12 protein-coding genes are annotated in these 13476 nt (G+C 61.0%); all 12 read left to right on the top strand.

The genetic code is table 11. The features are described 5' to 3' along the window. The first annotated feature begins 21 nt into the window (after window positions 1-21). The 12 genes from ffh to ACURWW_RS09635 all read left to right on the top strand — a co-directional run bounded on the left by ffh (window position 22) and on the right by ACURWW_RS09635 (window position 13335). The gene (gene ffh / locus ACURWW_RS09580; protein WP_445617037.1) at window positions 22-1401 is read left to right on the top strand and encodes a signal recognition particle protein; all 1380 of its coding nucleotides are present in this window, start codon (window positions 22-24) and stop codon (window positions 1399-1401) included. A 275-nt stretch (window positions 1402-1676) separates the two neighbouring features. Beyond that, window positions 1677-1940, top strand: coding sequence for a 30S ribosomal protein S16 (gene rpsP, locus ACURWW_RS09585; RefSeq protein WP_445617038.1), 264 nt, complete (start codon window positions 1677-1679; stop codon window positions 1938-1940). Between the two features lie 12 nt (window positions 1941-1952). Continuing rightward, window positions 1953-2492, top strand: a complete 540-nt coding sequence (gene rimM / locus ACURWW_RS09590) for a ribosome maturation factor RimM (RefSeq protein WP_445617039.1) — start codon at window positions 1953-1955, stop codon at window positions 2490-2492. 33 nt (window positions 2493-2525) lie between these two features. Beyond that, entirely contained in the window at window positions 2526-3305 is a 780-nt protein-coding gene (trmD, locus tag ACURWW_RS09595; protein WP_445617040.1) for a tRNA (guanosine(37)-N1)-methyltransferase TrmD, read from the top strand. Window positions 3306-3371: 66 nt separating this feature from the next. Continuing rightward, on the top strand, window positions 3372-3728 hold the full coding sequence (gene rplS, locus ACURWW_RS09600) for a 50S ribosomal protein L19 (protein WP_445617041.1): 357 nt from the start codon (window positions 3372-3374) through the stop codon (window positions 3726-3728). 241 nt (window positions 3729-3969) lie between these two features. After that, window positions 3970-5307, top strand: a complete 1338-nt coding sequence (locus ACURWW_RS09605) for an HD-GYP domain-containing protein (RefSeq protein WP_445617042.1) — start codon at window positions 3970-3972, stop codon at window positions 5305-5307. Window positions 5308-5356: 49 nt separating this feature from the next. Then, complete coding sequence (gene xerD / locus ACURWW_RS09610) at window positions 5357-6253, top strand: site-specific tyrosine recombinase XerD (protein WP_445617043.1); 897 nt, start codon at window positions 5357-5359, stop codon at window positions 6251-6253. A gap of 225 nt (window positions 6254-6478) precedes the next feature. Continuing rightward, window positions 6479-7237 carry a DsbC family protein gene (locus ACURWW_RS09615; RefSeq protein ID WP_445617044.1) on the top strand — a complete coding sequence of 253 codons (759 nt, stop codon included), beginning with the start codon at window positions 6479-6481 and terminating at the stop codon, window positions 7235-7237. Between the two features lie 278 nt (window positions 7238-7515). Next, window positions 7516-8820 carry a homoserine dehydrogenase gene (locus tag ACURWW_RS09620; protein ID WP_445617045.1) on the top strand — a complete coding sequence of 435 codons (1305 nt, stop codon included), beginning with the start codon at window positions 7516-7518 and terminating at the stop codon, window positions 8818-8820. A 78-nt stretch (window positions 8821-8898) separates the two neighbouring features. Beyond that, window positions 8899-10296 carry a threonine synthase gene (thrC, locus tag ACURWW_RS09625; protein WP_445617046.1) on the top strand — a complete coding sequence of 466 codons (1398 nt, stop codon included), beginning with the start codon at window positions 8899-8901 and terminating at the stop codon, window positions 10294-10296. 193 nt (window positions 10297-10489) lie between these two features. Continuing rightward, entirely contained in the window at window positions 10490-12244 is a 1755-nt protein-coding gene (recJ, locus tag ACURWW_RS09630) for a single-stranded-DNA-specific exonuclease RecJ (protein ID WP_445617047.1), read from the top strand. Window positions 12245-12321: 77 nt separating this feature from the next. Beyond that, window positions 12322-13335: an alpha/beta fold hydrolase gene (locus tag ACURWW_RS09635; protein WP_445617048.1), complete on the top strand. Its 1014-nt coding sequence runs from the start codon at window positions 12322-12324 to the stop codon at window positions 13333-13335. Window positions 13336-13476 lie beyond the last annotated feature (141 nt).

Below are 13476 nucleotides of genomic sequence, written 5' to 3' on the forward strand. Positions count from 1 at the left end.
TACGAGACCACAAGCTTTTATATGTTTGACAACTTATCCGATCGCATCTCCAAATCCCTCAAATCGGTGGTGGGCAAGGCCCGCCTGACCGACAAGAACATCCAGGACACGCTGCGGGAAGTCCGCAAGGCCCTGCTGGAAGCGGACGTGGCGCTGCCCGTGGTGAAGGCCTTCGTGGAACAGGTTCGCAAGCGCGCGCTGGGTCACGAGGTGTCGCGGGCCCTGAATCCGGGCCAGCAGTTCCTGAAGATTGTCGAGGCGGAGCTGACCTCCGTCATGGGCGAGGCCAACGAGAGCCTTAATCTGGCGGTCAAACCCCCGGCCGTGGTCCTGATGGCGGGCCTGCAGGGTGCGGGCAAGACCACATCCGTTGCGAAGCTGGCCCGCTTCCTCAAGGAGCGCCAGAAGAAAAAGGTGCTGGTGGTGAGCGCGGACGTGTACCGCCCCGCGGCCATTGAGCAGCTGGCGACTCTGGCGCAGGAGATCGAGGTGGAGTGCTTCCCCAGCGATCCCAGCCAGAAGCCGGTGGATATTGCCGAGGCGGCGGTGGCCCATGCCCGGCGCCAGTTCATGGATGTGGTGCTGGTGGATACGGCGGGCCGGCTCCACATCGACCAGGAACTGATGACTGAGATTCGTGACCTGCACGCGGCTCTGGACCCGGCGGAGACCCTGTTCGTGATCGATGCCATGATCGGTCAGGACGCGGTCAATACGGCCAAGGCCTTCGATGAGGCATTGCCCCTGACCGGTGTGGTCCTGACGAAAGCGGATGGTGATGCCCGCGGCGGGGCCGCGCTCTCGGTCCGCCATGTGACCGGCAAGCCGATCAAGTTCCTGGGTGTGGGGGAGAAGGTGGATGCCATCGAGCCCTTTCACCCGGACCGGTTGGCGGGCCGGATTCTCGGCATGGGGGACATGTTGTCTCTCATCGAGGAAGCGGAGCAGAAGATCGACCGGGCCAAGGCCGAGAAGCTGGTCAGCAAGGTCAAGAAGGGCAAGAAATTCGATCTCGAGGATCTGCGCGACCAACTGCAGCAGATGCAGAACATGGGTGGCATGGGGTCCATGCTCGAGAAGCTGCCGGGGATGGGCAACATCAACCAGATGATGGAGCAGGCGGACATGGGCAAGCAGTTCAAGCGCATGGAAGCCGTTATCAATTCCATGACCCCCGCCGAGCGCGCCAACCCGGACATTCTCAACGGGTCCCGCAAGCGTCGCATCACCCAGGGCTCGGGCACGGACGTTCAGGATCTGAATCGTCTGCTCAAGCAGCACAAGCAAATGGCGAAAATGATGAAGAAGATGAAGGGCGGCGGCATGACCAAGATGATGCGCGGCCTGGAAGGAATGATGGGCGGCGGTGGCGGCGGGGGGCTTCCGCCCGGGTTCCGGTAAGAGAGGGTAAGAGAGGGGTAGGATAGGCCCCGTCGGCGGGCACCTGGGCGGCGCTTGTACCTCTCCCGCCTGCCGCTTCACCTCGACCGGGTCCTTCCGGGCCCGGCCCATTGCTGTCCCTGACTGATTCCCGTACAATGTCGCGCCTTCTCTGGCCGGGAAGACTGCGTTCCACCAGGCAGGGTGTCGGCCCAGGCGGATGAATACCGCAAAAAACATGTTGCGTCAGTTACTTACAGCAGCAACGCCTAACCAAGTAACAGGATAGAGTATCCATGGTAACGATTCGTTTAGCTCGCGGCGGTTCCAAGAAGCGTCCTTTCTACCATCTGACCGTGGCGGACAGCCGCAACAGTCGCGACGGCCGCTACGTCGAACGCGTGGGATTTTTCAATCCGGTCGCTCGCGGCCAGGAAGAGCGTCTGCGTGTTGACACTCAGCGCGTGGAATACTGGCTGAGCCAGGGCGCACAGGTTTCTGACCGTGTGAAGACCCTGCTCAAAGAGCACGGCAAGCAGCAAGAGCAGAGCGCGGCCTAAGCCGGCGCGACGATGGCAGAGTCACTTCCCGAGCTGATCCCGGTCGGGCGGATTGGCGCTGTCTATGGCGTGCGCGGCTGGGTGCGGGTTCAATCCTTCACGGCGCCGCCGGAAAAAATTTTCGAGTACCAGCCCTGGTGGCTCCGGACGCCGGAAGGTTGGCAGTCCATGGAAGTCGCTGCCAGCAGCATCCAGGGGAAGCGACTGGTGGCACAGCTTTCGGGAGTGGATGACCGCGAGCGGGCCCGGGCTTACGCCCAGGTGGAGATTGCCGTCGCGGCCGACGCGCTGCCGCCCCTCGATGAGGGCGAGTACTACTGGCACCAGTTGGAAGGTCTTCGGGTGATCAGCGAGTACGGTGGTGAGCACCATGACCTGGGTCGCGTTGAGCGCCTCATGGAAACCGGAGCCAATGATGTCCTGGTGGTGCGCGGAGATGGGGACAGCATCGACAAACGTGAGCGGCTGGTTCCCTACCTTCCGGACCACACGGTTCGCAAGGTGGACCTTGCCCGGGACGAGATTCTGGTGGACTGGGATCCGGAATTTTAGCCCTCGGATCGCGTTGGAAAATTCGAGGCGGTTATGCGGGTCGCGGTAGTCAGCCTGTTTCCAGAGATGTTCAGCGCCATCACCGATTACGGTGTGACCGGGCGGGCCGTGAAACAGGGCCTGCTCGAGCTGAGAGTTTTCAACCCCCGGGAGTTTACCCGGGACCGTCATGCCACAGTGGACGATCGCCCCTACGGCGGTGGCCCGGGCATGGTGATGATGATCGAACCCCTGCGCGACGCGATCGCGGCAGCCCGGGAGTGGCTCGGTTCAGAGCCCGAACAATCCCAGCGAGCGCCCGTGATTTACCTGTCGCCTCAGGGTCGCCCCCTGCAGCAGCAAGCGGTGGGTGAGTTCGCGGAACAGCCCGGCTTTGTGCTGGTGGCAGGCCGCTACGAAGGGATCGACGAACGGCTTATTCAGATGGAAGTGGATGCCGAATGGTCGATCGGTGATTACGTGCTGAGCGGCGGCGAGTTGCCGGCGATGGTACTGATCGATGCGGTGGCCCGGCTATTGCCCGGTGTGCTGGGCGATGCCCAGTCGGCGGAACAGGACTCCTTTACCGACGGCCTCCTGGATTGCCCGCATTACACGCGACCGGAGGATTACAGTGGCCGCAGGGTTCCGGCAGTACTTCTTTCCGGCAACCACGAGCAAATCCGGCGCTGGCGACTGAAACAGGCGCTTGGCAAGACCTGGCAGCAGAGACCGGACCTGCTCGAGCAACGCCCGCTGTCGGAGGAAGAGCAGCGACTCCTCGAGGAGTTCAGGACCGAATCGGTCACGGCCGCCAAGAGCGAGCAGATTTGAATTTAAATAGCGAATGACAGGGTGGCCCTCCACCGTGGTCGCAAACATTGTAAGGAGTTATCCATCATGTCCAGCAAGAATAAAGTTATCCAGGCGATCGAAGCCGAACAGCTCAAGGCCGATATCCCCGAGTTCAGCCCCGGCGACACCATCGTGGTACAGGTGAAAGTGATCGAAGGTAACCGTGAGCGTTTGCAGGCCTATGAAGGCGTGGTTATCGGCAAGCGTAACCGCGGTGTGAACTCCGCGTTTACCGTGCGCAAGATGTCTCACGGGGTAGGTGTCGAGCGAACCTTCCAGGCCCACAGCCCGATCATCGACAGCATCCAGGTGAAACGACGCGGCGATGTTCGTCAGGCCAAGCTGTACTACCTGCGTGAGCTCACCGGCAAGGCGGCTCGCATCAAGGAAAAGCTCAACTAAACACCTTTGCCGGGTCCGCTCCGGACCCGCGACAGGAGTTTCGCAAACGGCGCCCCCAGAGGCGCCGTTTGTGTTTCCGCCCCACCGACACCGCTCACGGTTGCCCCAGATGCCCTCCATCGGAAAAATCAGCCGTTGTTCCTAGTGCTCCATTGCCACATGTTGATTCGGGCGCTACTGTGACGGCGATCACCACCCGCACCGGCGTGTCCGCCGGCTTCTGCGGAGGATCACCTTTTTTATGACGCAGCACGTGTCAGAGCCGGACGACGCAGTTGGGGCCGCGGGGATGTCAGTCAGCAAGTTGGAAGTTTCTGTCTCGGATCTCAGTCCCGGCATGTACGTCTGTGAGTTGGACCGTCCCTGGCTGGAAACCCCCTTTCTGATGCAGGGCTTCCTCGTGGAATGCGAGGAGGACGTCCACACTCTCGCCCGCTACTGCGAATTCGTTTTCGTTGACCGCGCCCGCTCCCACGAGGACGCCCGCTTTCCCGAGTCCCCGCCCCAGACCGGAGAGAATTCGGCGAATGAGGCCCGAAAGCCCGCGACACCCACCGGTGACCGGCGGCAACGGGTGCGCGAGCTGCTCGGCGATCGCCCCCAGCAGCGCTATCGCGATCTGACTCCCTGGCGCTCGGAAATGGGCGAGGCCAAACGGGCGGTGGTCAATCTCAACCGTGAGATCCGGAGTCTGTTTGCAGCCTACAATGCCGGCGGGGCTTACCGGTTCGCCAACCTCAAGCGAGCCGTGGGCCCACTGGTCAGCAGTATTGAACGCAACCCGGATGCCTGCATGTGGCTCGCGCGGCTGAAGCACGAGGACGGCTACATTTATCGGCATGCGGTGGGAACGGCAATCTGGGCGGTTGCCTTCGGGCGTGAGCTGGGTCTGGCGCCGGCCGACCTGAGGAGCCTGGCCCTGGGCTCTCTCCTCCTGGACGTGGGTACCCTGCACATACCCCGTGAGCTATTGACGCGCAAGGATTTGAGCGAGTCCGACGAAGCGGTGTTGCGCAGCCATGTGGACCACAGCCTCGCAGTGCTGGACCGCTCCCCCATGCGTAATCAGGACGTCCGGGACATGGTGGCCTTCCATCATGAGCGCTTCGACGGTTCCGGATATCCCAGTGCTCTGCAAGGCAGCGATATTCCCTTGTTCGCCCGTATCGCGGGAATTGCGGATCTGTATGACACCCTGACCAGCGAAAAACCCTATGGTGAGGCGCTTTCACCCTCCCTGGCCGTCCGTCAGCTCTATGGGCTGCGGGACAGGCACTTCGAAGCGATTCTGGTGGAGGAATTCATCCAGGCCCTGGGTTTGTATCCGGCCGGTACACTGGTGCTGCTGTCGTCCGGCGAAGTGGGGGTGGTGGTTGCCGAGAGCAGGACCCGCAGGCTCCGCCCGCAGGTGCTGCTGCTGACCGATCAGCACAAGGAGCCCCTTCACCAGTTGAAAGTCGTCGATCTTCTCGATGCAGTGGATCCCCGCAGCGGCGGTCCGCTGGAGATTGTCCGGGGGCTCGAGCCGGGGGCCTACGGCGTAAGCTCCGAGAAAATCGCTCTGGTTTCCGCCCACTGACACTCGTGGCCGTACCCCGATCTGCCGTAGTAGCTGGTAAAGTTGCGCCATGGACACTACCGACTTCGAACTGATCGATCGCTATCTGGATGCCTTGTGGGTGGAAAAGGGGCTCAGCGGCAACACCCTTGAGTCCTACCGCCGGGACATCCGTCAGTTCGCCGTCTGGCTCGCCCCTCGCGGGGTGAATCTTACCGGAGTCAGCCCGGAGATCCTCCAGAGCCATCTCGCGGATCGCCTTAAGCGTGGGTTGTCGGCCCGGTCCACAGCCCGGTTTCTGTCCTGCATTCGAGGTTTTTACGGGTACTTGTTGCGCGAGAACCAGATCCAGGTCGACCCCTGTGCCCGGATTCGCAACCCCAAGTTGGGCCGGAGCCTCCCCAAGAGCCTGACCGAGGACGACGTGGAGCGCCTTTTGGGCGCGCCTCGGGTGGATGAGCCGATCGGCCTCCGGGACCGCAGCATGCTCGAGCTGCTCTATGCGTGTGGTTTGCGGGTTTCGGAGCTGGTGGGTTTGACAATCAGCCAGGTCAACCTCCGCCAGGGCGTGGTGCGGGTGTTCGGCAAGGGCAGCAAGGAGCGGCTGGTCCCGCTGGGGGAGGAGGCCTCCCACTGGCTGAACCGTTATCTCCGAGAGGGGCGGCCCGCGCTCCTCAAAGGGGCGCCCAGCGAGGTCCTGTTCCCCAGCCAGCGGGGGCAACACATGACGCGCCAGACCTTTTGGCACCGGATCAAGCACTGGGCGTTGGCGGCCGGCATCCAGAAGGAGCTGTCACCGCACACCGTGCGCCACGCCTTCGCCACCCACCTGCTGAATCACGGAGCGGACCTGCGAGTGGTGCAGATGCTGCTGGGTCACAGTGATCTGTCCACCACTCAGATCTACACCCATGTTGCGAATACCCGCATGAAAGCCCTGCACGCGCAACACCACCCGCGGGCGTAAGGTGACCGAACCAAAGACGCAAGAGCTCCGGTCCCGTGTGCGGGAACCCCGCGCGAGATCCCCGCTCCAATCGTAACCGGGGTCGCGGTAGCGGTAAAGCTTGCGTTACTATGCGAATCCAAATCTGCACTGGAGTGGGCGCTCGATGGGCGGCCGCTTCCACCACAAAAAAATGCGGGTACTTACAAGCCCGGCACCTATTGCCCTCTGGCACGAGGAGAAACTGTGAAGATCACACGCAAACTGGTGAAACCAATTCTGCTGAGCATGGCGCTGTTTGTGGCGGGGCCCGCCCTGGCCGTGGGTCCTGCGCCGGAAGTGACCAAACGGATCCTGAGTAATCTCGAGGAGGCCCGCGGCGATCTGGAATATGCCGGAGTCAAGGTTTCTCCGATCCCGGGGCTCTACGAAGTCCAGGTGCTTGGTGGCCCAACCCTCTACGTAACGGAGGACGCCAGCTTTTTTGTGGCTGGTGACCTGTTCCGGATTCGCGAAGAAGGTTTCGTCAATATTCAGGAGCAGGCGCGCGCGAAGGAACGGGCCCGTCTCCTGGCCGCGGTGAAAAAGGAAGACCAGATCATTTTCTCCCCCGACGGCGAGACCAAAGCCTACGTGAATGTCTTCACGGACGTGGATTGTGGCTACTGTCAGAAGCTGCACCGGGAGATTGACCAGATCAATGCCTTGGGTATCGAGGTTCGCTACCTGGCCTATCCACGGGCCGGCGCCAAGTCCCAATCCGCGGACAAGCTGGCCACCGCCTGGTGTTCCTCGGACCCGAAAGCGACACTCACGAAGCTCAAGAATCGCGAATCAGTCGCCATGGAAGTGTGTGAGGACAATCCGATAGCGGACCACTATCGGCTCGGTGGCCTGGTGGGCGTCAGTGGTACGCCGAACATGGTAACGGCCGATGGCCAGATGATCGGTGGCTACGTCCCTGCGGCGGAGCTGGCGGCACGGCTCGGTCTGTCCGGGGAGTAACCTCCCTCATTCGGGATACCCGCGAACCGGGGATCTCGGATCAGGTATCCACCACATTCCACCATACTCCGGCGCGTCCAATGAAGGGTCCATCCCGGCCCTTCATTGACACCCATCCTGCCTGCCAGTATCGTTGCCGGTTCGATGCGGCCCCTCCGGCTGCCTCCATTCCGAAAGGGTTCTTTATCCCCCGGGGCTTGCAGCCTGCGAGACTGCCCCGCCCCTGGCTATTGCCCCTGTTAAGCCATCTAAGTGCAATTGAGTTCCGGGAGTCTGGTTTGAAAACCGTCAAGGTAGGTGTATGTGGCCTGGGTACAGTCGGTAGTGGTACCTGCAATGTACTGATGCGCAATGCGCGCGAGGTGCAGGCCAGCGCGCGCTGCAAGGTCGAAATTACCCACGTGGGCGCGCGCCGTGATAACCCGGCTTGCAAACTGGAGGGCATTCGGGTCAGCCGCGACATCTTCGAGGTGGTGAAGGACCCGGACGTGGACATCGTGGTGGAGCTGATCGGCGGCACCACTGTGGCCAAGGACCTGGTTCTCCAGGCCATTGAGCAGGGCAAGCACGTGGTTACCGCCAACAAGGCCTTGATTGCGGAGCACGGCAACGAGATTTTTGCCGCTGCGGAAGCCAAACAGGTGAGCGTTGCCTTCGAAGCGGCGGTCGCGGGCGGGATACCCATTATCAAGGTTCTGCGGGAAAGTCTGGCGGCCAACAAAGTGCAGTGGCTCGCCGGCATCATCAATGGAACCGGCAACTTCATCCTGACGGAAATGGCGCAGAAGGGTCGCGATTTTCAGGATGTGCTGGCCCAGGCCCAGGAGCTGGGTTATGCCGAGGCCGACCCCACCTTCGATGTGGAGGGGATCGACGCCGCCCACAAGCTGGGCATCCTGGCCTCCATTGCCTTCGGTATGCCCCTGCAATTTGACCGCATCTATACTGAAGGCATCTCCCGAATCGAGCCCCAGGATCTTTCGTACGCGAAGGAGTTGGGCTATCGAATCAAGCATTTGGGTATTGCCCGCAGCAGCGGCGATCACGTGGAGCTGCGCGTGCATCCGACCCTGATTCCCGAAAAACGCCTGATCGCCCACGTAAACGGCGTCATGAATGCGGTCATGGTCATGGGTGATGCAGTGGGCTCCACTTTGTACTCAGGGCCCGGCGCAGGCTCCGAACCCACAGCCTCGGCCGTGGTCGCGGATGTGATCGACATCGCCCGGGAACTGGCCCTGGATTGCACACCCAGCGTCCCGCATCTGGGCTTCGGAGCGGATTACGTGAGCCCCATCAAGGTCCAGCCCATGGACGAGCTGCAAACCAGCTACTACCTGCGCATGAGTGCGGTGGATCGCCCGGGGGTTCTGTCCGAAATCACGCAGATCCTCAGTCAGGAAGGGATCAGCATCGAAGCGCTGATTCAGAAAGAGCCCGCGGAGGATCAGGACATCGTGCCGGTGATCCTGCTGACCAACCGTGCCGTGGAAGGCAAGATGATGCGCGCCATTCAGCAGATCGAGGCGCTGGTGTCCATCGCCGGACAGGTGGTGAGCATCCGGGTCGAACACCTGGATTAGCAGGCATTTGATAAACTACTTTTCGGCTGCTTTGCCGGTCCGTCGCATGGGCGGCGGGCACTATTCGAGAACCACAACGTGAAATACATCAGCACCCGCGGCGATGCTCCCGCACTGTCCTTTGAAGAAGTCATGCTCACCGGGCTGGCCAGCGACGGTGGCCTTTACGTACCGGAATCCCTCCCCAGCTTCAGCGCCGCTGACATCAGGGCCATGGCGGACATGGACTACAAGGAGCTGGCTTTCCGTATCATGTCGCCCTTCGTGGCCGGGGACATCCCCGATGCGGACTTCAAGCGCCTGATCGATGAAGCCTATGGCGAGTTCCGCCACCAGGCGATTACCCCGCTGGTGCAAACAGGGCACAAGGAGTGGGTGCTGGAACTGTTCCATGGCCCCACCCTGGCCTTCAAGGATGTTGCACTCCAGTTGTTGGGCCGCATGCTGGACTACGTGCTGAAAAAGCGTGAGCAAAAGGTAGTGATCATGGGCGCTACCTCCGGCGATACAGGCTCCGCCGCCATCGAGGGCTGCCGGCACTCGGACAACGTGGACATCTTCGTGCTCTATCCACACCAGCGCGTGTCGGAAGTCCAGCGCCGCCAGATGACTTCGGTACTTGCGCCCAATGTCCACACCCTGGCTGTAGAAGGTAATTTCGACGATTGCCAGAACGCTTTGAAAGCCGCGTTTGCCGATCAGTCCTTCCTTCCGGAAGATCGTCAGCTCGTGGCGGTCAACTCCATCAACTGGGCCCGCATCATGGCCCAGATCGTCTACTACTTTTATTCCGCGGTCGCCATCGGCGCTCCCGATCGCTCGGTCAGTTTTTCGGTACCCACCGGGAATTTCGGAGACATCTTTGCCGGCTATCTGGCCAAGCAGATGGGTTTGCCGGTCGAGCGCCTGATCATTGCCACAAACGCCAATGACATTCTCCACCGCTGCATCAGCGCCAACGATCACAGCAGGAAGGAGTTGATCCACTCTCTGTCCCCGAGCATGGACATCATGGTATCCAGCAACTTCGAGCGCCTGCTGTTCGACCTGTACGACCGGGACGGCAAGTCAATCGCCGCACTGATGGACGAATCTAAGTCCGGCGCCATGGTGCTGAGCGACACGGCTCTCGAACGTGCCCGTGAAACTTTTGTCAGCCATCGGGTGGACGACCAGGGGACGATTCAAGTCATTGCCAACGTACTCGCGCAAACCGAATACCTTGCCGACCCTCACACCGCCATTGGCATCGAAGCCGCCCGCCAGACCCGCAGCGCCTACTCGGGCCCGGTGATCTGCCTGTCGACTGCGCACCCTGCCAAGTTCCCCGAAGCGGCGGAAAAAGCCCGCTTCGGCGGTGAAGTGAATCTTCCGCTGCATATGGCGGACCTCCTGAGTCGGGAAGAGCGTTTCACCGTACTGCCCAACGATCTGGACAAGATCAAGGAATTCATTGGCAAGAACATCCGAGCCTGATCCGAGCCCCGCGGGGCGAATAGCGGAAGCAGTGTCGGGTGTGCGGCTGGAACTTCATGGGTGTAGTCATCGCTTCGGAGGCGCTCACCCGCACCTCAAACCGTTCGTTGCACGATCCTGCTGCGCAAGCCCGGGCCGAGCTGTGCTATAACTGACAGCTTGAAGGGCCAATTCACCAAATCCTGAGAAAGCCGTGTCCCTGACAACGAAGAAGATTATCAGTCGCCGCACCGTCGATCCTTCCCTCGCCCGCTTTCAGACCCGTTTGCCTCCTGTCCTGGAACGCATTTACCTGGCTCGCGGTGTCTGCGACGACCAGTCCCTGCAAATGCGTCTTGACCGTTTACACAAACCCGCATCGTTCAAAGGTCTGGACGAAGCGGTTCGACTGCTGGTGGATGCGTTTTATCAACAGCAGCGGGTGCTCATCATCGGCGACTTCGACGCCGACGGTGCAACCAGTTGTGCGTTGTCCGTGATGGCCTTGCAGGCCATGGGACTCAACAATGTGGATTACCTGGTACCCAATCGTTTCGACTACGGCTACGGACTGACGCCGGAGATCGTTGCGGTCGCCGCGGGCCGCAAGCCGGACATCCTGGTCACAGTGGATAACGGCATCTCCAGCATCGAAGGGGTCGTTGCCGCGCAGGAACGGGGCATGATGGTGATCGTGACCGATCACCATCTTCCCGGCGAAGAGCTGCCGGGCGCAGATGCCATTGTGAACCCCAATCAGCACCACTGCGATTTCCCCAGCAAGAATCTGGCGGGTGTGGGTGTCATTTTTTACGTGATGACCAGCCTGCGCAGCGCATTGCGGGACAAGGGCTGGTTTCGGGAGCAGGGCATTCAGGAGCCCAACATGGCCAGCTTTCTCGACCTGGTTGCGGTCGGTACGGTTGCGGACGTAGTGCCCCTGGATTTCAACAATCGCGTTCTGGTGCACCAGGGTCTGCAGCGCATCCGCGCGGGCGCGGCCCGGCCCGGCATTCTGGCCTTGCTCGAAGTGGCGGGCCGGCGCCACCAGAATCTGGTGGCTTCCGATCTCGGCTTCGTCGTAGGGCCACGTCTGAATGCATCGGGGCGACTGGACGATATTTCCCTCGGAATTCAATGCCTGCTCTGCGACAGCGCGCCGCTTGCGCGGGAGATGGCTCTCGAGCTCGACGAATTGAACCGGGATCGCAAGGCCATCGAAAGCGGCATGCAGCAGGAAGCATTGAAATCACTGAACACATTGCACCTCGATGAAAGCTCGGACATCCCCTGGGGCTTGTGTCTTTACGATCCCAACTGGCATCAGGGCGTGATCGGAATTCTTGCCTCACGCATCAAGGATCGGCTGCATCGGCCCGTGATTGCGTTCGCCGAGGCGGACAACGGGGAGATCAAGGGCTCGGCCCGGTCCATCGAAGGCTTGCATATTCGCGATGCACTCAGCGAGGTAGCGGCCCAGGCGCCGGACTTGTTGCGCAAGTTTGGTGGCCATGCCATGGCCGCTGGGCTTTCGATCGCACGCGAGGACTTCACCCGGTTTCAGGCGATCTTCGATCAGGTGGTCCGCAACAAACTGACCGAAACGGACCTGCAGGCCCAGTTGCTGAGCGACGGGTGTCTGGACGAAGAGGAAATGTCCCTTGCTCTCGCCCAGCAATTGCGCGACGCGGGCCCGTGGGGGCAGCATTTCCCCGAGCCGCTCTTCGACGGGGAATTCTGCTTGCTCCAGCAGCGGATCGTGGGCGAGAAGCATTTGAAGATGGTGGTGTCCTGCAGCGAACAAAGCCAAATTATTTTTGACGCCATCGCTTTCAATGTGGATGTGGCCCAATGGCCGGATCAAAGTGCCCGGAAGGTACGCATGGCCTACCGCCTCGACATCAACGAGTTTCGCGGGCGCACCAACTTGCAGCTGATGGTGGACTACCTGGAGGCGATTGATTCCTGAAAGAGGGCGGTTTAAGCTCCCTGGCCAATCATAAAAAAGCACCACGAATCCACAACAACCACAATGAGGATGAAGTGATGGCCGTCTTTCAACGTATCGCCAGTATTCTGGTACTCAGTGCCTTCGCCATGACGGCCCTCGCCGAAGAGCCGCCCCGCGAGCCGCCGTCCGACTGGGGCCCCATCTCTTCCACCTTCGAGGAAGTTCCCTATCCCCACCCGGTCCAGTACCTGGACCTGCAGATCTTCGGCGAGGATGTGCGCCTTGCTTACATGGATGTAAAACCGCAAGGGCGGGGCAACGGGCAAAGTGTGATGCTGTTCCACGGCATGAACTTCGCGGGCCTCGGCTTTGAGCCCACCATCAAGGCCCTGTCGGAAGCGGGCTTTCGGGTGATTGTGCCGGACCGTATCGGCTACGGCCGGTCGTCAAAACCGGACATTCCCTACAACCTCCATGTATTCGCGTCCAATGCCAAGGCGCTGCTGGACCACCTGAAGATCGAGAACGTGGCGATCGTGGGTCACTCCATGGGCGGAATGCTCGCGTCCCGTTTTGCCATGACCTACGGCGATATCACCACCCATGTGGCTTTCGTGAATCAGATCGGCATGAGTGACCCGCGTCAGAGCCGGCCCTGGAGGGATATGGAAGCGGCTTACCAGAGCGTCCTCAAAAACACCACTTACCAGTCGATCCTGCGCAACCACATGCGCTACTACCCCACCTGGGACAACAAGTACCTGCACTGGGTGAAGCTGCAATACGGCCAGACCCTCACCAGCGAATGGCCGAAGCTGGCGCGGATTCGGGCCTGGCAGCAGCAAATTCTCTATTTCGATCCGGTCGTCTACGACTGGCAGCACATCGACACCAAGGCCCTGGTAATCGGCGGTGCGGCAGATGGGCTGGCGGCGGATTTCGGCGCGTCGGCGCGCAAGGTTGCCGAAGCCTTGCCGAACGCGGAACTGGTGCTCTTCGAAGGGATCGGGCACAACCCCCACTTCGAGATTCCCGAAAAATTCCACGGAGAGCTGGTCCGGTTTCTGAAGTCGGACCCCGGCGAACCGGCCAGTGACGACTGGAAATGATTGCTGAGCGTTGGGTTACGGCTGCACCTAACCCAACCTACTCGATGTGCGGGCAATACGTAGGTTGGGTTAGCGAAGCGTAACCCAACAGATAGCGGAGCCGATGGAGGGCCGTGCTATTGGAATAGATCGAGCGCACCG

This window comes from Gilvimarinus sp. F26214L, from assembly GCF_054401055.1.